Source organism: Vibrio sp. R10-SG-ISO4 (assembly GCF_059834135.1).
Window position 1 is genome coordinate 201950 of the sequence record NZ_JCBDHJ010000016.1, and the last position, 21925, is coordinate 223874.

General features: G+C 49.7%; 17 protein-coding genes. 2 read left to right on the forward strand and 15 right to left on the reverse strand.

All coding sequences use genetic code 11. The features are described from left to right. Positions 1-160 precede the first annotated feature (160 nt). From nspC to AC6R03_RS10410, 3 genes are all read right to left on the reverse strand, one after another. Complete coding sequence (nspC, locus tag AC6R03_RS10400; RefSeq protein WP_500631158.1) at positions 161-1294, reverse strand: carboxynorspermidine decarboxylase; 1134 nt, start codon at positions 1292-1294, stop codon at positions 161-163. Between the two features lie 130 nt (positions 1295-1424). Next, positions 1425-2669 (reverse strand): carboxynorspermidine synthase, encoded by a 1245-nt coding sequence (locus AC6R03_RS10405; RefSeq protein WP_500627653.1) that lies wholly within the window; start codon positions 2667-2669, stop codon positions 1425-1427. Positions 2670-2682: 13 nt separating this feature from the next. Then, the gene (locus tag AC6R03_RS10410; RefSeq protein WP_500631159.1) at positions 2683-5571 is read right to left on the reverse strand and encodes a pyridoxal phosphate-dependent class III aminotransferase; all 2889 of its coding nucleotides are present in this window, start codon (positions 5569-5571) and stop codon (positions 2683-2685) included. Positions 5572-6434: 863 nt separating this feature from the next. Here AC6R03_RS10410 and AC6R03_RS10415 point away from each other — a divergent pair. After that, positions 6435-7706 carry a TolC family outer membrane protein gene (locus AC6R03_RS10415; RefSeq protein WP_500631177.1) on the forward strand — a complete coding sequence of 424 codons (1272 nt, stop codon included), beginning with the start codon at positions 6435-6437 and terminating at the stop codon, positions 7704-7706. Position 7707: 1 nt separating this feature from the next. After that, entirely contained in the window at positions 7708-8325 is a 618-nt protein-coding gene (locus AC6R03_RS10420) for an OmpA family protein (protein ID WP_487903721.1), read from the forward strand. 112 nt (positions 8326-8437) lie between these two features. Here AC6R03_RS10420 and mnhG read toward each other — a convergent pair whose 3' ends face one another. The 12 genes from mnhG to AC6R03_RS10480 all read right to left on the reverse strand — a co-directional run bounded on the left by mnhG (position 8438) and on the right by AC6R03_RS10480 (position 21925). Then, complete coding sequence (gene mnhG / locus AC6R03_RS10425) at positions 8438-8881, reverse strand: monovalent cation/H(+) antiporter subunit G (RefSeq protein WP_500627650.1); 444 nt, start codon at positions 8879-8881, stop codon at positions 8438-8440. Then, positions 8871-9143 (reverse strand): MrpF/PhaF family protein, encoded by a 273-nt coding sequence (locus tag AC6R03_RS10430; protein WP_334552313.1) that lies wholly within the window; start codon positions 9141-9143, stop codon positions 8871-8873. Before AC6R03_RS10430 ends, mnhG begins: the two co-directional genes overlap by 11 nt. A gap of 7 nt (positions 9144-9150) precedes the next feature. Then, on the reverse strand, positions 9151-9624 hold the full coding sequence (locus AC6R03_RS10435; RefSeq protein WP_500631160.1) for a Na+/H+ antiporter subunit E: 474 nt from the start codon (positions 9622-9624) through the stop codon (positions 9151-9153). A 1-nt stretch (position 9625) separates the two neighbouring features. Next, positions 9626-11119 (reverse strand): Na+/H+ antiporter subunit D, encoded by a 1494-nt coding sequence (locus AC6R03_RS10440; protein WP_334552315.1) that lies wholly within the window; start codon positions 11117-11119, stop codon positions 9626-9628. Further along, complete coding sequence (locus AC6R03_RS10445; protein ID WP_334552316.1) at positions 11116-11469, reverse strand: Na+/H+ antiporter subunit C; 354 nt, start codon at positions 11467-11469, stop codon at positions 11116-11118. Before AC6R03_RS10445 ends, AC6R03_RS10440 begins: the two co-directional genes overlap by 4 nt. After that, complete coding sequence (locus tag AC6R03_RS10450) at positions 11470-11907, reverse strand: Na+/H+ antiporter subunit B (protein ID WP_334552317.1); 438 nt, start codon at positions 11905-11907, stop codon at positions 11470-11472. It lies immediately after the preceding gene. Continuing rightward, on the reverse strand, positions 11907-14192 hold the full coding sequence (locus AC6R03_RS10455) for a putative monovalent cation/H+ antiporter subunit A (protein WP_500631161.1): 2286 nt from the start codon (positions 14190-14192) through the stop codon (positions 11907-11909). The genes AC6R03_RS10450 and AC6R03_RS10455 overlap by 1 nt, the downstream gene beginning before the upstream one ends. Before the next feature lie 394 nt (positions 14193-14586). After that, on the reverse strand, positions 14587-15753 hold the full coding sequence (nhaA, locus tag AC6R03_RS10460) for a Na+/H+ antiporter NhaA (RefSeq protein ID WP_500628172.1): 1167 nt from the start codon (positions 15751-15753) through the stop codon (positions 14587-14589). A 337-nt stretch (positions 15754-16090) separates the two neighbouring features. Then, complete coding sequence (locus AC6R03_RS10465) at positions 16091-17215, reverse strand: lipocalin-like domain-containing protein (protein WP_500631162.1); 1125 nt, start codon at positions 17213-17215, stop codon at positions 16091-16093. After that, the gene (locus AC6R03_RS10470; protein WP_500628455.1) at positions 17215-19668 is read right to left on the reverse strand and encodes an ABC transporter permease; all 2454 of its coding nucleotides are present in this window, start codon (positions 19666-19668) and stop codon (positions 17215-17217) included. Before AC6R03_RS10470 ends, AC6R03_RS10465 begins: the two co-directional genes overlap by 1 nt. Further along, complete coding sequence (locus tag AC6R03_RS10475; protein WP_500628454.1) at positions 19649-20320, reverse strand: ABC transporter ATP-binding protein; 672 nt, start codon at positions 20318-20320, stop codon at positions 19649-19651. Before AC6R03_RS10475 ends, AC6R03_RS10470 begins: the two co-directional genes overlap by 20 nt. 123 nt (positions 20321-20443) lie before the next feature. After that, on the reverse strand, positions 20444-21925 hold the full coding sequence (locus AC6R03_RS10480; RefSeq protein ID WP_500653661.1) for an MATE family efflux transporter: 1482 nt from the start codon (positions 21923-21925) through the stop codon (positions 20444-20446).

Below are 21925 nucleotides of genomic sequence, written 5' to 3' on the forward strand. Positions count from 1 at the left end.
TTTAACCTAGATCATGGTTAATTGTAGCGAACCTGATACCAGATGCAGCTAAAGCGTCGAATTTTCAGACAATTCTGACGACAATAAAAAACCCTATCCGAAGATAGGGTTTTGGAGAAATAGCTTGTAGAACCGTCTATTCATCACATTATATTGATGTTTAACGGACACTCCATTGCGAGAGAGAGCGTTTGAAATCCGAGTAATCAAACTCGTTCAGCTTCTGTACCTCACCAGACGAGCGCTCGCAGTACACAGATGGCATGCGCAGGCCGTTGAACCAGTTCAGTTTCACCATGGTGTAGCCCGCGCTGTCAAGAATATGAAGGCGCTGACCAATCTCAAGCGGCTGGTCAAAGTTTGCAACACAGAATTGATCCCCAGCAAGACACGAACATGATCCGATCACATATTCATGCTCACCACCATCAGACGCTTCTAGAATCGAGGCAGGCTCGTTGTAAATAAGCGTATCTAAGCGGTGCGCTTCGGTCGCCGAATCAACAATCGCTGTTTTTTTGCCGTTCTCAACGATATCCACGACGGTAACCACTAAATCTGTGGTCTTAGTGATGATGGCTTCCCCCGGCTCAAGATACATTTGCACGCCATGCTTGTCGGCAAAGGCTTTGAGTGCTAGGCCCAGCTTTTCAATATCATAACCTGGCCAAGTGAAGAAGACGCCACCGCCCATGCTCACCCAGTCGAGTTTATCTAGGTAGTCACCAAACTGATGAGAGATAGAATCGAGCAAGCCAATAAACGCATCGACGTCCTTGTTTTCGCAGTTCATGTGGAACATCACGCCATCGATGCCATCAAACACCTCTGCATTAACGTGGTCCGCTTGCACGCCCAAACGAGAGAACTGACGCGCTGGGTTAGCCAGATCTTGACCTGCGTAGCTGACACCTGGGTTGAGACGCAAACCAATCGACGCCTTGCCCTCAACGATATGACGGTACGCAGCAAGTTGTGATTGCGAGTTGAAAATCATCTTATCGCAGATGTCCGCGACTTGACGCACATCCTCTTCACTGTAACCCACGCTGTAGGCGTGCGTCTCGCCGCCAAACGTTTCGTAGCCGAGTTTCACTTCAAATGGGCCAGAGCTGGTGGTGCCATCAAGATAGGGCTTGATGATGTCAAACACACCCCAGGTTGAAAAACATTTCAGCGCCAACACCAGCTTAACACCCGAAATCTCTTTGAGCTGCTTGGCTTTCTCTAGGTTTTCAATCAACTTGTCTTCGTTGATCATAAAGTACGGAGTTTTCAATTCGTTGTGCATCACGAGTTCCTGCTTAAGAGTTCTACTGTGCTGTACCACCACAGAACCCTAAATGACAAAAAACAGCCATTGAACACGACCAATGGCTGCTTTGATGAGCATCGCTGGGTGTGGACTCACACCCGATACTCGATTATTTGAGTTTATGAATCACGGGTTGGCCAGGCTCGAGTTCCTGAACATGCCAATCTAGACCAATCTCAGGCATGGTCTCTAGGAACGGATCTGGGTCGAGCTGTTCCATGTTGAACACGCCTTTATCCGCCCATTTACCACGGAAGAACTGAAGCGCAGCCGTAATAGCTGGCACACCTGTCGTGTAAGAGATCGCTTGATGCTCCACATCTTGATAGGCGACTTCGTGGTCCGCGTTGTTGTAGATGAACACGCTACGCTCTGCGCCATCTTTCTTACCTTGCACCCAAGTACCGATACAGGTTAAACCTGTGTAGCCTGGCGCCAATGAGGTCGGGTCAGGAAGTAACGCTTTCAATACGTGCAGTGGCTGAACCACAGTGCCGTCATGCAACGTCAGCGGATCTGGGCTCAGTAGGCCAATATCACGCATCACGTTGAAGTAGTTAAGGTAACGATCACCAAAGCCCATCCAGAATTCGATGCGTTTTGCAGGGATGAACTCTTTCATTGAGCGCACTTCATCGTGCGCCATAGAGTACACCTTGTGAGCACCACAATTAGGGAAATCAAACTCAAGCATACGAGAGTGACAAGGTACTTGCTTCCACTCACCGTCTTCCCAGTAGAAAGAATCGCCCTGGATTTCAAGCATGTTGGTCTCTGGATCAAAGTTAGTCGCAAACTTCTTACCATGATCACCAGCGTTGACATCCATCACGTCAATCGTGTCGATTTCATCGAACAAGTGTTTCACCGCATACGCGGCAAATACCGATACCACGCCTGGATCGAAACCAGCGCCAAGAATGCCTGTGATGCCTGCTTCTTCAAACTTCTCACGGTAACCCCACTGCCAATCGTACGCTTCAGGCACTTGCTGACCTTCTGAGCACAAATCAACCGCTACCGAGGTATCTAGGTATGACACTTTTGCTTGGTAACACGCTTCCATGATCGCCATGTTGACCCAAGGAGGACCCGCGTTGATCACAAGATCAGGCTGAACCTCTTTGATTAAGGCAACCAGTGCCTCCACGTCGTCCGCATTCACTGCGCGCGCTTCTAGTTTCTTAGTTGAATCTTTCAGATTATTTTTCTTCTGAATCGATTCGATGATCTTCTCGCACTTACCTAAAGTACGTGATGCGATAGTGATATCACCGAGGACGTCGTTGTTCTGAGCCGCTTTGTGCGCGACTACCCAGCCAACACCGCCGGCACCAATCTGTAGAATTGCCATGGTCTTTGTTACCTTATTTTACTAGTTCAACCGCAAGCTGGTTGATGTCGTTTAATAGTTTCTCAAAATCTTTCAATGAAAGCGTTGGGTTCAAAATCGTAAACTTGAGTGCTGATTTACCCGCAATGACGGTTTCGCCCAATACCGCGATACCGCGTACCAGCGCTTCAATACGCACTTTCTGGTTGAGTTTATCCAAGTTCGCTTCGTCACCCAGCGTGCTGCGGAATAGCACCGTCGATAGTGCAGGTCTGGCTAACAGTTCAAAACCAGGTGCCGCCACAACCATATCCGCCACTTGCTGAGTTTGCTCTAACAGGTGATCGTACATCTCACCGAGCGCCTTTGGTCCGACACTTTGCATTGTCATGAAGACTTTCAGTGCATCGAAACGCTTGGTGGTCGCGATAGACTTGTCGACCAAGTTTGGCAACTCATCGTGCTCACGGTTCAAATAGTCCGCGTGGTGAAGCAAGAACGCAAAGTTTGCTTTGTCGTTCACTAGCAAAGCGCCGCAGCTAATGGTTTGGAAAAACAGCTTGTGGAAGTCCACGCTGATGGAGCTTGCGCGCTCAACACCTTTGAGGCGACCTTTTGAGCCACTGAGAATCAGTGCGCCGCCGTATGCACCATCGACATGCATCCAGAGTTCGTGCTGCTCGGCAACCTCGGCGATACGCTCAAGATCATCGATCGCGCCATGATCCGTGGTCCCTGCCGTACCGACAATCGCAAATGGAATCAAGCCTTGCGCTTTCGCATCTGCAACCACTTGTTCAAGCAGTTCTGCTTTCATGGTGCCGTCAATATTCGCTGGTACAGGTAATACCGCTTTCTCACCTAGGCCCATCCAAGAAGCGGATTTTTGCACGGTGAAGTGCGCATTGGCCGAACAGACGATTCGCAATTTGTCGGCGTAATCTGGCAAACCCAATTTTTGGATAGAGTGGCCAGAAAGCTTGTTGGCGATCCAATCACGCGCCAGCATTAGACCCATTTGGTTGCTCTGCGTGCCGCCGCTGGTCATGATGCCGTCGGCGTCTTGGCTCATGTCGTATTTGTCGCACAGCCAGTTAATCACTTTTTGCTCAACGTAAGTTGCAGAAGACGCTTGGTCCCATGAGTCCATTGACTGGTTGAGCGCACCAATCATCGCCTCTGCCGCCACAGATGGCATCAAAGGGGGTGTGTGCAAGTGAGCAATACAGCTTGGGTGCTGAGTGAAAATGGCATTTTTCGCCACCAAGTCGGTCGTGCTGGCAATCACCTCTTTCAAGCTGGTTTCAGAGGCATCAAGGTTGACCGCATTGATTTGCGCTTCAAGCAATTTAGGATCCATACCTGAGTATGGTTTTTCCACTTGCTCAAACATCGCTTTCATCACATGCGTGGTGTGAAACATTACCGCCGCGAACTCATCCGCACCCTGCTCACCGGTGTGAATAAAGTGCTTGTTCCACTTTTGGTTGTTCGCAGGTGCTTCAACGTAATCCGCGCCAGCAGCAATCATCGCCGCTTCAAGTGTGCGTAGCGCAAAATCAATTTGTTCAAACGAAATAATCAGCGGTGGTAGGAAACGGATAACCGAACCGTCACGGCCGCCTTTTTCAACCATCAAACCACGTTCCAGTGCCGCACGTTGAATGCGCAACGTCATCGCACCATCGGAGGCTGGCTCGCCAAACTTGTTCTTCTCGTCGTTGGTTTTCTTGATTTCAACGCCTAGCATCAAGCCTTTACCACGAACTTCTGCTACACAGTTGACACGCTTTTGGATATTTTCTAAACCAAGGCGCAGGTATTGACCGGCGATGTTAGCGTGCTCCACTAAGTTGTCACGCTGAATGATTTCAAGTGCTTTGGCACCAGAGACCATTGCCAACTGGTTGCCACGGAAGGTGCCCGTGTGCTCGCCCGGTTTCCAAGTGTCGTGCTGCTTGTTGATGACTAACAGCGACATCGGCATACCGCCACCAATCGCTTTCGATAGGCAGAGCACGTCTGGCACAATACCCGCCTCTTCAAACGCAAAGTTGTAACCTGTTTTCGCTACACCACATTGAATTTCATCAAAAATCAGCAGGATGCCGTGCTCATCACAGATACGACGCAGGCCTTGCAGCCAGAATGCAGGTGCAGGGATGACACCGCCTTCACCTTGAACCGGCTCAACAATAATCGCTGCCGGCTTCATGATGCCCGCTTCGTCATCATTCAAGAGACGCTCAATGTAACGAATGCTGGCTTTGGCGCCTTCATCGCCACCCAACCCAAATGGGCAGCGCAGGCTGTAAGGGAATGGCATAAAGTGCACATCAGACATCAGGCCAGTACGACGCGCTTTAGTGCCTAGGTTGCCCATCATGCCCATAGTGCCGTTTGTCATACCGTGGTACGCACCACGGAAAGCAAACATGGTGTTACGACCGGTGGTCTGCTTCGCCAATTTGATCGCAGCTTCTACAGCGTCCGCACCTGAAGGGCCGCAAAATTGAATCACACAATTGTCGCCTAATTGCTCAGGCAAGAATTCCTTCACCGTCTTGATAAAGTGGGTCTTCGCTTGGGTGGCGATGTCCAATGTTTGATATGGCAATCCGCTGTCGAGCTGATCTTTCAGTGCTTGGTTGATCTCTGGGTGGTTGTAACCCAAAGCCAATGTGCCCGCACCGGCCAGACAGTCGAGGAATAACTGACCGCGAGTATCTTCAACTAAAGCACCGTACGCTTGTTTAATCGCAATCGGTAGACGTCGAGGGTAAGAGCGAACTTCAGATTCGTGCTGTTGCTGATCAAGCAAAATTTGATCAGGCGTGAGATCATACAGACCATCCACAACAGGAATCTGAGTTGAAAAAGGGGTTGCGATAGCGTTGGTATCGACTTCAAAAGCTGTGCTCATGATAAGTTCCATTGAAACAATTTTCGGCCTTTTCCGAGATAAAATGGGAGAGGAAAAGGAACAGCAAACGGCTCGGTGTCGATAGCAAATCGCAACCAAGCATAAACAGACCATCACATGGGATGGATTCGACGTTTAGTAGAAAATCAAGGTTCAGTGATGCAACTGTCTTGTAAAACAGGGCACTCAGGAAGAACTAAGCTGATCAATGTGTGTTTATTTAGTGGATTCAATGTTGGGTTTCCCATTCATATGTCGCTATACGACAACAGTATCCCGTCTATCGATAAAAGGACTTATCGATACCTACCCTACGTGGTGTTCACTCAGCCCGAATGACCTCACGCGTGTCCCCCAGAGCGTCATTACGACTGCTCTCCGAGATTGCGCGCGAAAGTATCATAATTTGCCGGAAATTGGCAACTCATTTTCGCAATATCGAATCAAATTATTAATTAATCTATCAAAACAAAAGTGTTAATAGACCACGTCAATCGAAATGATTTCAGTTAAAAAGCTGAATCAAAAAAACCGGGAGGTCATAAGAGCCATTGCGTGTAGCGGCATCTACGCAAGTAATAAGAAAATGAACGACAAAAACTCGGTGTAAAATTGCGTCCTACCCCAAACTCAATCAGTAAAAACCACCTCCAACATCTCAAAAATGAGACAAGACCTGTAAATGAGTACTACATTCGGTCATTTTTTGAATTTGCCCCTCTCACTTTGTCATTAGAAAGGCTAAGCTAGTAACAATTATAACGAAATACAAACACCTTATGTGACAGCGTCTTATCTGTAACGAGATGTATAGGGAGATCACCTTGAACTGGAAGTTATCATGCGTCGCCGCGAGCACACTGATGTTGAGCCTCGCAGCACAGTCACAAACGTTAGAACAAGCGGTGGCTTATACCATTGCCACTAATCCGGATCTAAAATCGAGCTACAATGAGTTCCGCAGTGCCGTGAAATCTAGCGATGCGGCAGTCGGTGCATACTTGCCGAGTATCGATTTAGATGCGGGCATCGGGTATGAGGGCATTAGCCCAGCGCCTGGGCAAGGGGATGATACTGACCTCACCCGAAAGGAAGCGACCGTAAGCTTAACGCAGTTACTATGGGACGGTAACGCAACATTAAACGATATCGACCGCACCGCGGCGGATGCGGAGTCTTTGAGGCTACAACTTTTGTCGCAGGCTTCAGACCTTGCACTTCAAGTCACCGAGATTTACCTAGATGCCGTTAAAGCCTACGAGGTATTGCAGCTTTCAGAGAGTAACCTCAAGGTCCATAAAGACATCTACAAAGACATCAAACGTCGCGCCGACTCTGGCGTTGGTTCAACCGCTGATGTTACGCAGGTTGAAGCGCGTATCGCCAAAGCGCATGGTAACTTGCTAGCCGCGCAAAATAACCTCTTTGATACCCATACTCAGTTTCAGCGAGTGGTAGGTCAAGCACCGCTTGGGCTCATCTACCCGCGTGCTGACGAATCACGTATTCCTCTTACTCTGGAGGAGGCACTTGATCAGGCGATTGCCTCTCACCCTGTGATTCAAACCTCACACGCGGATGTTGATGCTGCACGTTTTCAATACAAGCAGTCTAAAGGTAACTTCTACCCCACGTTCTCTATTGAAGCGAGTCAAACTTGGCGAGATGACGCTGGCGGCGATGAAGGGCGTAGTGACGAAACCCTTGCCATGCTTCGCATGCGCTACAACCTCTATAATGGTGGCAGCGACAGCGATCTCTCAGAACGAGCGGCTTATCAACTTAACAAGGCCAAAGATTTACGCGACAACGCGTATCGTCAAGTAGAGGAAGGTTTGCGCCTTTCCTGGAGTGCGCTTGATTTGACCTTGCAACAAAAGCAGTTTCTCTCTGACCATGTCGATTCTGCCTCAGAAACAGTGATTGCCTACGAGAAACAGTATCGTATCGGTCAACGTACCCTACTTGACTTACTCAACACCGAAAACGAACTGTTTGAGGCGCGTAAAGATTACCTCGACGCCCACTACGCTGAGCAGTACGCCAAGTATCGAGTGATGAATGCAACCGGCAACTTGCTCGACGCACTATTAGTGGATACGCCAAAAGAATGGCAAGAGAAGATGGAGTATTAAGATGAACAAATTGATGCTATTCCCGTTTTCTCTGCTCAGTGTAGCGCTTGCCTTTACCGCACAAGCCGAAGACGATCAGTATGACTATATTGACACTCCCACAGCAGAACAACCGTTTGATCTCACCGATGACGACAGTGATGGCGTAGTGAACGCACGTGACTTCTGCCCCGGTACACCGTTGGGAGCCCTTATTGACAACGATGGCTGCGGCCAAGCCCTCGCGAAACGCGAAGAGTCGCAGCTGTTTATCTTATTTGCAAACAATTCGGCCGAAGTCGATTGGCAATATTCAACCCAAATTGAAGCGATGGCAGAGTTTCTTGCCCAATACCCAGAGACGTCTATACAACTGCAAGGCTACGCCAGTAAAACTGGCAGCGCGGAACGCAATCTAGAGCTGTCAAAGCTACGAGCAAATGCCGTTGAGCAAGAGTTACTCTACTATGGTGTGGAGCCTGAGCGGATCGCCATTGTTGGTTTTGGAGACAGCGCAGCCGAAGAAAGCGCGGGTGACGCGACTACTGAAGCCTTAGATCGCAAGGTGTCCGCCACCGTGGTCGGCATGAGCCGAGAAGTGGTCAAAGAGTGGACGATATTTACCACTATTCCTAAGTAACACTGCGATAAGTGACTCTTTAAGGATTAAATCGATAAGGCTCTCTAATAAAACAACCGCCCCCACTGCGAGCAATGGGGGCGGTTTTCTTTACAACTCGACGTCGAAAAAATCACGATGACGATGATTCGTCTTTAACTCCCGGCGTTTCGACCGCAGCGGGCATCTCTGCAGCGCTGGGTGTCGCCTCGGTACAGTTTTGACTAGACAGTTGGTGCGTATCCATATCGTACTGCTCTTTGATGGCATCTTTTACCGTGCCTTCCCAAACAGGGACACCGACGAAGTAACTGGTCCGCGCCACCACATGCGCCGCAATCGGTGCCGTCACCATGATGAACACGACAACCGCCGCTGCGCGAACGACGATGGCGGCATCGCTCCAAAAAACAATCGCAAAGGCGATCACCAGTAGACCCACACCTAACGCACCTGCTTTAGTGGTCGCATGCATACGGGTCAGCAAGTCAGGCATGCGGTTTAAGCCAATGCTGGCAAGGAGCATCAAGAAAGAGCCCAGCAGTGCAAATAGCGCAACAAAAAACTCAGTCATCATCTTGAATTCCTCTTTTCTCCAAAAAGCTCGAGAACCCGACAGCCGCCAGAAACGACGTCAACGCCAGTACAATAGCCACATCAATGAACGCTGGCTCTTGGTATGCCAGTCCATATAGCACGACCAAACCGACGGTAAGTGAGGCCATTAGCTCAAGCGCAACCACTCGGTCGGGTAGCGACGGTCCTTTCAGCAAACGAACCGAAGAGATCAGCAGCGCAAGAATTAGCATGGCAAAACAGAGGGTATATACAGTATCCATCGTCGCCTTACTCCATAATTTCCAGCACCATGGCTTCAAGCTTTTTCAGCTCTGCCACATGCTGTTGTTCATCTTCAAAATACATCAGGTGGACAAACAGGACTTTTTTATCGGTGGACACATCCAGTGCTAGTGAACCTGGTGTAACGGTAATTAAGTTCGAAAATAGCGTGATGCCGGCATCGCTTTTAATGTCGAGTGGGACGGCAATCACCGCAGGCTTCATCAAATGCGTCGGCGTCAGTACATCGTATGCCACGCGAGCGTTCGATTTAACCAAATCCCAGATAAAGAACAGCGCGAACTTAACAAACTTAGGAAACTTACCGAAATAACGTTTGAACGCTGGCTGATCGCGAAGTACGTAAGCCAGCACCACATAGCTCAGCAACATGCCCCCAAAGAGATTTGAGATGGTGTAGGTGCCCGATAAGATCACCCACGCCAACGCCAATAACATATTCCAACCAAAGGCTTTCATCTTATTGACCTCCTAACACAGCATCGATGTATTGCGCAGGATCCAGTAGCTGATCCGCGGTCATGCTTGCGAGATTGACAAACCATTCTGCGTTAATACCAATCGTAACGGTGATGATTGCCATCAAGATGATCGGTAGGTAAAGGAAGAATCGCTCTGAATCTGACATCGCTGGCAACACTTCTGCATCCTCTGGCAGCTTCTTCCAGAACGCTTCCGCCCAAATTTTCACCATCGAATAGAGCGTCAGTAGCCCCACGGCGAGCGAAGCAATCACCCCTATCCATGCTTGCGCATCAATACCTGCCTTGATCACGACAAACTTAGCGAAGAAGCCTGACAACGGTGGAATACCCGCCAGAGACATAGCTGGGATAGCAAACAAAATCGCAAGGAACGGCGCGGATTTATACAAACCACCTAACCGACCCAGATCGTAACTGCCGTGCATACGATGCATCACACCACCGATAAGGAACAGGTTAGTTTTCACCACGATGTGGTGGAAGAGATAAAATACCCCGCCCAAAATCGCCAATGGCGTAAAGAGCGCCAAACCTAAAATCATGTAGCCAATCTGACTCACGATATGAAAAGACAAGATACGACGTACTTCAAACTGCGCCGCCGCACCCAGCACGCCCGTCACCATGGTGAAAATACCCATCCACATCAACAAAGTGCCGTGAGTAAAGGCGATATCACCGACAAAGATTAGGCTAAACACGCGATACAGTGCGTAAACGCCCACTTTCGTCAACAAGCCAGCAAACACCGCTGAAATAGCGACAGGCGGTGTATGGTAGGAGGCTGGCAGCCAGAAAAACATCGGAAATGCCGCCGCTTTGATGCCAAATGCCACCAAGAAAAGCAGTGAAATCACCGTCACCACTTGTGGGCTGTCGGTGGTCGCCAATTTTTGCCCCAGATCCGCCATATTCAGCGTACCTGCGTAGGCGTAAAGCAAACCAATCGCACTGAGGAACAATGCAGAAGAGAGCAAGTTAAGCGTCACATACTTGAGCGCGCCCTCCATTTGACTGCGTTCGCCGCCTAAAATCAGCAAGCCAAACGATGCCACCAGCATGATTTCAAACCAAACGTAGAGGTTGAAAATATCACCGGTTAGGAAAGAGCCAATGACACCGGCTAACATCAGATGCAGTAGCGGGTAGAAGCCGAACTTTTCGTGCTCCTCACTCATGGTGGCCAAGGCATAAATGGAGATACAAAACGCCACGACCGCTGACACGGTGACCATAATCACCGCCAACAGATCCGCCACCATTGAAATACCATAAGGTGGCTGCCAGTCTCCCAAGGTGACCACTTGGATCCCATCGTTATAAACGGTGTAGAACAAGGTGACCGCGGCAATCAGCAACGCAAAATTAGAGAACACACTGATCCAGCGTTGCAGCGTTTGATGTTTCCACAGCGTCATCGACAACGCCGCGGCAAACATAGGGATCAGTACGGGCAATAGAAGCATCATAATTGTGAATCTGTACTCTTCATTTCGTTCATGTCATCTTGACCGATCACGCTGTAAGCGCGCTTAATCAGCACCACGGCAAAGGCTAATACGCCAAAGCTGATGACGATAGCAGTCAGAATAAGGGCTTGGGGCAGAGGGTCAGCAATCGCGCCCACCGGAGCCGTCATACCCTCAGCGATCAGTGGTGGCGCTCCGCGAACCAGACCGCCACCAGTAAAGATCAGCAAGTTGGTCGCATTCGACAGAATGATGAGGCCAATGACCAACTTCACCACACTGCGGCGCAACATCATGTACAGAGCAGCGGCGTAGAGCGCACCGATCACCAAAGCAAATAATGTGGTCATTTAATCCTCCAACTGTGCCAGTGAGAAAAGCAGTGTCGTCACCATGCCGATCACGACAAAGTAGACGCCCACATCAAACATCAACGGCGTGCTCAGTTTGAGCTCACCCAATCCCGGCACATTGACGTACCACCATTGCGCGGTCAAAAACGTGCTGCCAGATTTAATCACACCGACAAAACCGCTGAGCGTCGAGATAATCAATCCTCCACCCATCAGGTAAGTGCTGTCGATGCCAATCAACTTGCGCGTCTCTTTGGCATCAAACGCGAACAAGTGCAATGCAAAGGCCGCTGACGCCACCAGGCCCGCGATAAAACCGCCGCCCGGTTCATCATGGCCACGCACCAATAAAAACACAGAAAACAGCAGCAACATCGGCAGCAGAAAGCGTGCGATGACCTGCAAAATCATAGAAGTACTTGTCTTATTCATCATCAGTCCCTCTTCGAACGCAGCATCGCAGTCACACCAATCGCCGCCAACGACAAGACGAAAATCTCACCTAGCGTATCCAGTGCACGGTAGTCGACCAAAATCACGTTGACGATATTGCGCCCTTTCGCGATTGGTACACTGTTTTCAATCAAGTACCCGCTAATACCGCCTGGCATCGAGAAATGCACTACTGTCATCAATAGCGTCGCCATCATTGCACCAAACAACAGGGCGACGATGGTGTCACGCCAACGCACATCCGCGCTTGAGAGCGTTTGGAACTTAGGCAGTTTGAACAAAACCAACACCAACATGATGACCGTCAGAGTTTCAATCAGCACCTGAGTGATGGCCAAATCAGGCGCGCTAAAGAAGACGTAAATCAGCGCCATGGCAAAACCGAGTGCGCCAAGGGCCGCCACCGAGCTCAAACGTACTTTGGTCAAACAAGCAAACGTAATCACCGCAATGATCAGAATCGATAGGCCGATCTCTTTGAGCGTCACGTCAGAGAAATCCAAATCCCAGTGGAAACCAACGCGGGTAACCATGGCGTACGCCACCAAACCGATCGTCGTGAGGAAAATGGTCAAAATGTAGTTCGACATATAACCATTTTGCAGTTTGGCGGTACTCCATTTGGCGAATTTCACCATGTTGTCCATAAAGACAAAGTAACCCGCTTCCGGTCCGTAGTTCAGTAATGGTTTGGCTTTAATTGCACGTTTGCCGAGTTTATCCCACTGCTTAAACAGGAGGTAACCGACCACCATAGCCGTAATACTCAGCATCAGCGGAAGATTGAGACCATGCCACAGCGCGAGATCCACCTTACTCGCAGGATTACCGAGAATCGCCGTCGATGCAGATACAACAAGCGGCGAAGCCAATGAAGGAATCAAGCCAAGAACCAGACCTAACACCGAAAGCACCGTAAAGCCAAGACGCATTCCAAGCGGCGCTTCGTGCGCCTCTTTTGGCGTGGCTTTCTTCTCACCCCAGAAGGGTTTGATCACCAATAGCCCTGCACAAGCGACAATAAAGATGGAGGTCAACAGCGCCATGAGGGCAAGCAACGCTGCCCAAGGGCTGGATAACACGCCTTCGAGCATCATCTCTTTACCGATGAATCCAAACAGAGGCGGTACCCCCGCTAGAGCTAGTGCAGCGAGAGACATGAACGCCGCAGTGTACGGCATCGCTTTACGTAGCCCACCTAACTCGCGCACATCTTTGGTGCCCGTTTCGTGATCTATGGTGCCTGCCGCCATGAAGAGTGCACCTTTGTAGAGGGCGTGGCCAAGTAAGAACACCACCGCCGCCACCAGCGCCGCTTCCGTGCCGATACCAATCAGCATGGTCAAAGTTCCCAGTGCCATCACGGTTGAATAGGCCAAAATGCGCTTCAGATCCGTGCTGGTCACCGCCATAGCCGCGCCCAAGAGCATAGTGGTAGCGCCAACAAACGTCAGTAGCCAGGTCCAGAGATCATGCCCCGCCATCGTCGGTTGTAAACGCGCCATTAAATAGACGCCGGCTTTGACCATGGTTGCAGAGTGCAGGTAAGAACTGACCGGCGTCGGCGCTGCCATCGCATTAGGTAACCAAAAGTGGAATGGGAACTGGGCCGATTTAGTAAAGGTGCCGCCCAAAATCGCCAACATCATCACGCTAAACAGCGCGTGCGTTTGCAGCTGCGTACCTTGCGAAAGAATCTCGTTGATCTGATAAGTGCCCGCAAGGCTGCCAAGCAGAATAATACCAGCCAATAGCGCCAAGCCGCCGCCGACGGTGACAAACAGACCTTGCAGCGCAGATTTACGCGACGACTCTTTTTCGTGGTAGTAACCGATCAGCATGTAAGAGGTAATACTGGTCAGCTCCCAAAAGACAAACATCGCCATCAGGTTGTTGGATAACACCACGCCCAACATCGCGCCCATGAACGCCATCAAATAGGTCAGCAGTTTGCGTTGATCCGGTTTGTTGGCCAGATAACTGCCCGCATAGATAACGACAAAAAAACCGATCCCCGAGATCAGCAGCGCAAAGAGTAAACTCAGGCCATCTAACCAGAAATCGAGACTGATACCCAACGAAGGGACCCAGTCATAACGAATCAGAAGTGGTCCTTGCTCTGTTATCTGAGTCCAAAAGGTTGAGAAATAGACAAACAAACCTGCGGGCAAAAGTGCCAACAGTTTGCTGGTCTTCTCACCAAATTGGCGAAACAGCCATGGAACAAACGCTGCCAGGAAAAAACCGGACAGGACTGCATACAGCATCGAAAAAGCCTCCAAGCTATAAAGCGTTAGCGAAACTAGAACATGAGTGAAACTCACACGTTAGTGAAACAATAGTTGATCTAGCTCACCTTACGTTGAATGTGCGAAAGTTTATTCAAATCCTGTTAACAATAACATTCGCTTCTCTGGAGCTCTTCTTTCGAAAAAAACGAACTCAAAGCAGAAATTAGTAGGAAATACCATCAGACATAAGCATTGATGATACTTCACCCTCTCACATAGGTCACATTTACGAAACACGATGAAACACTTTTTTGTCGTGTTACTTACTTTTGCCTCTTCGCGTACTTTCCCTTTGAACGATTCCGCAGGCCCTTAACAAAAAAAAGCCCGCCGGGGTAACCTGGCGGGCTGAAGTTAGATGTTTATATCACTAGGATGAAGCGGACACCGCCACAGGCTCTTTCGGCAGAGAAACACGCAGAGCAATGTAGCCCAATACCGCTGCCAGTGTTGACCCCATCAAGATACCTAAACGAGCGTAAGTGTCGAGCGTGGCGAAATCAAAACCAAAGGCTAACGAAGAGATGAATATCGACATCGTAAAACCAATGCCACACAAAATAGAGACGGCAAACAGATGTCGCTTAGTGATGCCTTCTGGCAACACAGTAATTTTCAGCGCCAGTGAGGCCCAACAGAACAACATGATGCCTATCGGTTTACCGAGCAATAGCCCCATCGCGACGCCGAGTGGCACCGTTGACATTAGGCCGTCCATTGAAATGCCCTGCAACGAGATCCCCGCGTTCGCCAATGCAAACAGAGGCAACACGCCATAGGAGACATAAGGGTGTAGCCAGTGCTCAAGGTATTTGAGTGGTGAGTAGAGCTCCTTCTCACTTTTTAGCGGAATAGCAAAACCAATCACCACGCCAGCAAGTGTCGCATGAACGCCAGATTTCAGCACCGCGAACCACAAAATCGCCCCGACAATCAGGTAGGGAGTCAGGCGTGTGACACGTTTCGCGTTAAGCCAAAACAACACACCCGTAGAGATAAAGCCCATGGTCAACGCAAGCGTCGACAAGTCTGACGTATAGAAGAAGGCAATAATCAGTACCGCGCCTAGGTCATCGATGATCGCCAGAGCCAATAGAAACACCTTAAGAGCGATCGGGACGCGTTTACCCAAGAGCGCCATAATTCCCAGTGCAAACGCGATATCCGTTGCCGCAGGAATCGCCCACCCCGCCATTGCGTTGTCGTTGCCCCAGTTCATACCAGCATAAATCAACGCAGGAACCACCATTCCCCCCACGGCAGCAACCGCTGGTAATGTGGCGGTTTCCTTTGACTTGAGCGCCCCCTCCACCAGTTCACGCTTGACTTCAAGGCCAATCACCAGGAAGAAAATCGCCATCAAACCATCGTTAATCCAATGCGATAGTGACATCCCAAAAATATAGATGTGTAAAAAGTGCTGATAATGTTCATTTAAAGGTGAGTTTGCGATAGTCATCGCCACAACAGCGGCGACGATAAGTAAAATCCCACTGGCAGACTCCAATCGGAAGAAGTCACGGACCCATTTGTTCATCATTTAAGACCTATCTGATAACGCTATTTATAAAAACCTGACGAGAACACCCAATGAATGCTTAGAGACACTAGGGCTATCATGCCGCATTGATGTCGTCGCTAAACATGTCACCTGTCGGACACAATCAACCTAACTCTCTGATTGTGTATCACAAATTGAGGCGACAAACCATAAAATCAATGCAATGCCCAGCATAAATAGCACCAACGAATAGGTTCAACCTCACTTCTATCAACAAACTGAATCATTAGTATAGAACATGCAAAAAAAAAGCAGATCACCCTGAGATAACCTGCTCTTAACAACGACAATCAATTAGAAACAATGCGTAAAGTTAATACCCTATCAGCTGCATGAAGCCTTGTGCCTTATGACTACCCGTAGTTTTTATTGGTCCTTCCCAATAAGGCACAAAGAAGGGCAGCCAAAGATTCTGATTAGTCGCAGATACGGTGAGATGAATATTATGCGCGGGGACTTCTATCGTCCAACTCATCGGCACTCGCTTGCCACGCGCGACGAGACTTGGCGCATTGGGTGTAATGACAAGATCAGAGTCTGCAAGGTTAATCACTTTCCCATCGCTACTGGATAAGGTACCAAACCAGTAGGGAAGTTGCTTGTTTTGACGATACTGACTCACAGATAACGTGGTTTCATCATCCAGATGGACGACAAACCAATCCCAGCCCTGTTGCCCTTCAGCGAGTAAGCCACTTCCCCACTCTTTACTCATCCACGCTTTGCCATCGACCTTAATCTGACGATCGCCCGGCAATGTAATTGAGCCCTGAACATTAAGGAAAGGCGCGAAAATATTGTAGGACGCAATCGGCAGCAAATCGTGTTTGGCCACGTAGCCACGTTCACCCGGCAGGACAAAAGGCCCATTGGTCGACGCACTCAACTGGACACTAAACTCATCGGTTTGCGCAGTGAGCATGCCAGGAAACGGTGTCCTACCTAGTGAGCGCCAGTTCCAATTATCGATCCACATGCGAAAAGGCTGTGACGTCATTTCTGCTTGGCCAATCCCACCTCGAGCCACCCGCTGCTCTTTCCAAACGCCATATTGACTCGATACCACAAGATGAGACACGTAGACTTGAGGGCTTAACCAACCACGCAAAGGTTGATCATGACTGGCAATCCGAATAAAGCTCCACTGAATCCCGTATTCAGTGCCGGCCTCATCTTGCACATTAGCAAAGAACTGCCACCAACCGTGCTGGTACTCATTATTGAAGGAAAAGTCGTTGGGTAAAATCACGGGGTAGTTGGGCAGCACAGGCTCAAAGACCTGCCTTTTTTGCGCGCGCAGCATGTCATTCATGCTATCAAAGTCATTTGTTTCTTCAAGTGGCGTCTCGCGAAAGATGATCAACAGCGCAATGAGCCCTGCGACCACCAAACCCACTGCCATAATGGCTGAACGACTCAACACTCGACCTTGTGTCATTACAATGCATCCCTTAACGATTTCATCGGCGTGTTTCGTACCATCCGCAATACCGGCAGAGCCCCGGCTACCATCAATGCGCCCATCGCCAACAAACCAGTGATGAGATAAGCTTGCGGAATCAATTGCAGCTCAAGCGTCCAACCGAACGACTGTTTGATGATAATGTCCACCACCAACTCCGCCAATACCCAACCGAGCGGCAATGCAATCACCATCGCGATGGTACCAAAGACAAACAGTTGTAAACCGCCCATCACGATCAGCTCCCACCCTTTCATGCCAAGACAACGCAGTAAAGAGACGTGTTTTTGGCGCGAAATCTCGCCCGCGACAGTGGCAAAAAAGATACCAAACACAGCAATAATCAAGGTAATGTTGCCCAAGGTGTCTGCGATAGAGAAGGTGCGGTCAAAAATGTGCAGCGCTTGCTTATGAATATGACTGTTGTCAAACACACGCTCAGCGTCAATCCTAAACACCGTCTCCAAACGGCGTTTCAAGGCACTGGAATCGGTGCCATCATTGAGCACAGCGCCGAGCGCCACATTGCCGCGTCCTGCGTAGGCGTACAACCAATTTCTGTGTGATAAAAGCACCTGATTGTAAGGGTTTCCGTAATCGTAGTAGATGCCGACCACTTGCCAGCCACTGCCAAGTCGACCTTTCAAATCCAAGGTATCACCGGGACGAATGCCGAGCTTTAACGCCATTGACTCACTGACCATCACCCCTTTGGTGTTGTGCAGATAGTACCAATAGTTCGGGATACCGAGTTTAACAGTTAGCGCTTCTAGCTCCCCTTCGGAACCACCGGTGCTGACCACTTGCAGCACGCCTTCTTTCTCCGTGACCTCTTTTTCCCATCGCCACCAGACCGACTTCACTTCGGGTTGCTTGGTCAACCAATTGCTCATGCGAACCGACGCACTGTTACTCGGGTAAATGTAGAGATCGGCGGCCAAACGCTGGGATAGCCACTTATCCGTCGTATCTCTAAAGCTACCCACCATGGTTTCCACCCCAATGTTGGCAGCCATCGCCAGCATAAAGGCCATGGTTGCCACACCGCGGTAACTCATACTAGATGCCGCATCAGCAAAGAACCAACGCGCTTTCACCCAGCGCAGTTTATAGGAAAGGATATTGAACACTTTCCAGATAATAAACGGCGTGATGAGCGCGGCACCAAGCAGCAAGCAAGTAATAATGGCAAAGCCTGTCTGTTGAGTTTGTGGCGCTTGGTAAATGGCGATCCCCGCCACCGCTAATCCAACAGCAATCAGCGCTTGAATAGAAAATTCACGGCCGGCGAAGCGCACTAAAGAGAGACGAGTGGTTAAACGGACCGGCTGAGAGCGCAGCAATCTCACCAAAGGCCAACCACAGGCGATAATGGCACCGAGTAAGGTCAGAGAGAGGCTGTAAAGACTGGAAGACCAACTCCAACCAATCACCAAGCCAACATTCGCATCGTAGAGGTCACCAAGGCTTGCCGATACTGCTGGCATCAACTGCTTCGCGAGCACCATGCCAAAGGCGTTACCACACAGCCAACTCACCAACACTAACGCCACTAATTCAATGCACAGCGACGCCGCCAATTGAACGCCACTGACACCGGTTTGACGAAGTACACCCACTAATGGCTGGCGTTGAATTAAAGAGAGCGACATCGCTTGATAAAAAATAAAAAGACCCACTAAGAACGCCATCATCCCCATCGCACTGAGATTGACGTGGAACGCCTCCGTGAGCGCTTCGAGTTCAACCCGAGAGTTGCGCGCTAAATTCATACCGTTGGGCAACAGCTCTTTCAACCGCTCAACTTTCTCGAGCGGCATTTCACTACACGCAATGACCGACAAGCCAGAACTGCGTTCAATCATTCGTACCAACGACATGTCGGCGACGATACGAGTCCCGTGGATCAAGTTTTGCTTATCAACGATGATCGGCCCTAATTTACTGCCATCGCCAAGCTCGACAAAATCGTTATTATGCCAACGCATGTGCTCAGCCAACTCAGCACTGACCATAATTGGGTATGGCGGCTTCATCAGTTCAAGAATTGAAGCGCTTTTTAAGCGCGTCGCCGGGGTATCTTTGAGCATGAACATAGGATCCATACCCACAACGACGAGATCGCGGTAATCCTTGGTTCTAACGCGAACGAAATCAAACGGCGCACATTGATGAAAGCCTTCTCGGCGCAGTTGAATGTAAAAACCTTGAGGAATTTTGTTGGTCGCGTGTTTGGGGCGGATGCGATAAGGCAAAGGATTAGAAAAGAGTTTTTCGCCATGCGCGTAGCTTTGTCTCGCATGCTCATTGATCGCGGTTACGCCAACCAATAACGAGACGCCCAGTGTCAGGCCAAGCCAAACAAGCAGAATTTGAAAAGGATAACGTCGGTAATGCCCCAGTAATGCCTTAATGACGGGCCATAACATGGAGTTGCCCTCCTTGCAGACGTACCTTTCCTTGCATGTGTTCAGCTACGCGCTCACTGTGCGTCACCAACAGTAGGGTGCAATCTAATTGGCGACTCAATGAGGTCAAAAGTCGCATCACGGCTTCAGCATTGCGCTCATCCAAGCTTCCTGTTGGCTCATCGGCAAGCAGCAATTTAGGCTCCATATAGAGCGCGCGAGCAATCGCGGCTCGCTGCTGCTGACCGCCCGATACCTCTTCAGGGTAACGGCCAAGCAGCGGCATGAGATCCAACGCTGATAATATTTGTCGCCACAATCCGGCGTCTTCTGGTAAGCCTTTCAATTGGCGGCAGAAGCGAATGTTATCGGCAATATTAAGAGTGGGCAGCAAGTTATACTGCTGAAAGATAAGACCAATATTATTGCGACGGTAGAGGGTGCGCTCGCTTTCAGTTGCGCTGTCCATCGACATGTTAGGGAAGCGAATGATGCCAGAATCAACGACATCCAGCCCAGCAATCAGATTGAGCAGGGTACTCTTGCCAGCCCCACTCTCGCCCATTAATGCAATTTGCTGCCCCTGGTTTAATAACAACTCAGCACCTTGTAAGACAGGGTGAAACTCACCGCCGTCGACATAGCCTTTACATAGGTCTGTAAGTTGTAGCATTAACCGTCTCACCTTTGCTAGAAATGGGACTGTGAATCTACACTAAATTGTGATGAGTAGAAAGTGTTTTGGAGGGGAGATCACAACATATGCATCAAACCCCACCACTTCGCTGCACGATGTCTAATTTTCGATCAAATTTCGAATCCACTTTTTACTTTTGGTACGGTATATGGATCCAAACCACTTGATCGCTTCTTCGGTTAGAAACAGCAGATAAATCCACTGAGGTTCCATCCCAAGGCCTATGGCAGCAAAGGCGGCCAAAGGAATACCTATCAACCACTGCGCGACAAGATCTTGATAGAGGCAGAACTTCACATCGCCCCCCGCACGCAATACACCTACGATCAGCATCATGGGGACAGAGCGAAGCACAATCCCTACACTCAAAATCACAATGAACTGATCGGCCAACGCGCGGGTCTCATCGGTCAGAGCACTGAAGGCGCCAAGCACCGCCCCTTGAACCATATAGAGTAAGATAGCCACGATCACGCTGACCGCTACATTCAATATCGTGACGCCAATCGCTTGATAATAGACTTCTTTATACGCTTTAGCGCCAATTTGATTGCCGACCAACACGGCCGCTGCATTGGACATACCAATCAACAAACTGAGAGAGATTGACTCAACTGGCGTCATCACCGAGAGCGCCGCCAAACCCTGCACGCCAGATTGTCCCATAATGGCGTGATAGACAAACAGTCCTCCAGCCCAAGCAAGAAAATTAAAGGTCGTCGGCAGAGAGAGTTTTAAGAAGCGCACGACCTTATCTAGCTTTAGGATAGCCTTGATGTCATCGACACCAAAAGCCAGTAAGTGTCGACGTAGATAGAGATAACCATACAAGGTGCCCACTTCAATCGCACCACTGAGCACGGTAGCAATCGCCGCCCCTTTGATGCCCATGGCTGGCATGCCAAATTGACCAAAGATAAGCACCCAGTTAAGAAAGATGTTCGCAACAATGCCGATGCCACTAAAGAAAGTACTAATGCCGGGGCGATGCATGGCGCGCAAACCCACAGACATACTGGCTACGCAGGCCACAGCAAACATACTCACCGAGGTTAACACCAAGTAGTCGCTGCCCAGTTGATTGACCTCTTCAGAATCCGTTGTCAGCGCCATAATCTCACTCGGAAAGAGGAGGAAAAACGCTGCGGTCAACGCCGCAAATACCATCGAAACAAGCCAAGTTAACGCCGTACTCTGCCTCACCCCTTGCTGATCACCGGCGCCCCAATACTGCGCCGTAAGCAGTGCGCCTCCGGTGGTCACCCCAACCAGCATAATGGTGGTCACGAATGTCGCACGCGCGGCCACACCCACCGCGGCGATCTCCGCTTCACCTAACTGACCCAGCATGATCACATCCACCAAGCCTCGGCTAGAGAACATAATGCTTTGCAAGGTGATGGGCAGCGCAATAGCAATAAGGCGACGAATAAAATCGCCACGAGTGTGCGACAAAACCTGAGAAATGAACAAGAGCACGTCCTTTTTTGGTAAGGTGATCAAAGCGTTGAGCGGTGGGTTTGGGCAGAGCTGCCACTTGTCGCTATTATAGGTGTGAATCACTTTGTTGCTCAAGGCCAT

Bases quoted from the DNA above. Each gene is read 5' to 3' on its own strand.
- AC6R03_RS10450 (WP_334552317.1), bottom strand. From the start codon at position 11,907: ATGATGAATAAGACAAGTACTTCTATGATTTTGCAGGTCATCGCACGC.
- AC6R03_RS10405 (WP_500627653.1), bottom strand. From the start codon at position 2,669: ATGGCAATTCTACAGATTGGTGCCGGCGGTGTTGGCTGGGTAGTCGCG.
- AC6R03_RS10420 (WP_487903721.1), top strand. From the start codon at position 7,708: ATGAACAAATTGATGCTATTCCCGTTTTCTCTGCTCAGTGTAGCGCTT.
- AC6R03_RS10470 (WP_500628455.1), bottom strand. From the start codon at position 19,668: ATGTTATGGCCCGTCATTAAGGCATTACTGGGGCATTACCGACGTTAT.
- AC6R03_RS10440 (WP_334552315.1), bottom strand. From the start codon at position 11,119: ATGATGCTTCTATTGCCCGTACTGATCCCTATGTTTGCCGCGGCGTTG.
- AC6R03_RS10410 (WP_500631159.1), bottom strand. From the start codon at position 5,571: ATGAGCACAGCTTTTGAAGTCGATACCAACGCTATCGCAACCCCTTTT.
- AC6R03_RS10415 (WP_500631177.1), top strand. From the start codon at position 6,435: ATGTTGAGCCTCGCAGCACAGTCACAAACGTTAGAACAAGCGGTGGCT.
- AC6R03_RS10475 (WP_500628454.1), bottom strand. From the start codon at position 20,320: ATGCTACAACTTACAGACCTATGTAAAGGCTATGTCGACGGCGGTGAG.
- AC6R03_RS10435 (WP_500631160.1), bottom strand. From the start codon at position 9,624: ATGAAAGCCTTTGGTTGGAATATGTTATTGGCGTTGGCGTGGGTGATC.
- AC6R03_RS10430 (WP_334552313.1), bottom strand. From the start codon at position 9,143: ATGGATACTGTATATACCCTCTGTTTTGCCATGCTAATTCTTGCGCTG.
- AC6R03_RS10480 (WP_500653661.1), bottom strand. From the start codon at position 21,925: ATGGCCTTGAGCAACAAAGTGATTCACACCTATAATAGCGACAAGTGG.
- nhaA (WP_500628172.1), bottom strand. From the start codon at position 15,753: ATGAACAAATGGGTCCGTGACTTCTTCCGATTGGAGTCTGCCAGTGGG.
- AC6R03_RS10465 (WP_500631162.1), bottom strand. From the start codon at position 17,215: ATGACACAAGGTCGAGTGTTGAGTCGTTCAGCCATTATGGCAGTGGGT.
- AC6R03_RS10455 (WP_500631161.1), bottom strand. From the start codon at position 14,192: ATGCTGTATGCAGTCCTGTCCGGTTTTTTCCTGGCAGCGTTTGTTCCA.
- AC6R03_RS10445 (WP_334552316.1), bottom strand. From the start codon at position 11,469: ATGACCACATTATTTGCTTTGGTGATCGGTGCGCTCTACGCCGCTGCT.
- mnhG (WP_500627650.1), bottom strand. From the start codon at position 8,881: ATGATGACTGAGTTTTTTGTTGCGCTATTTGCACTGCTGGGCTCTTTC.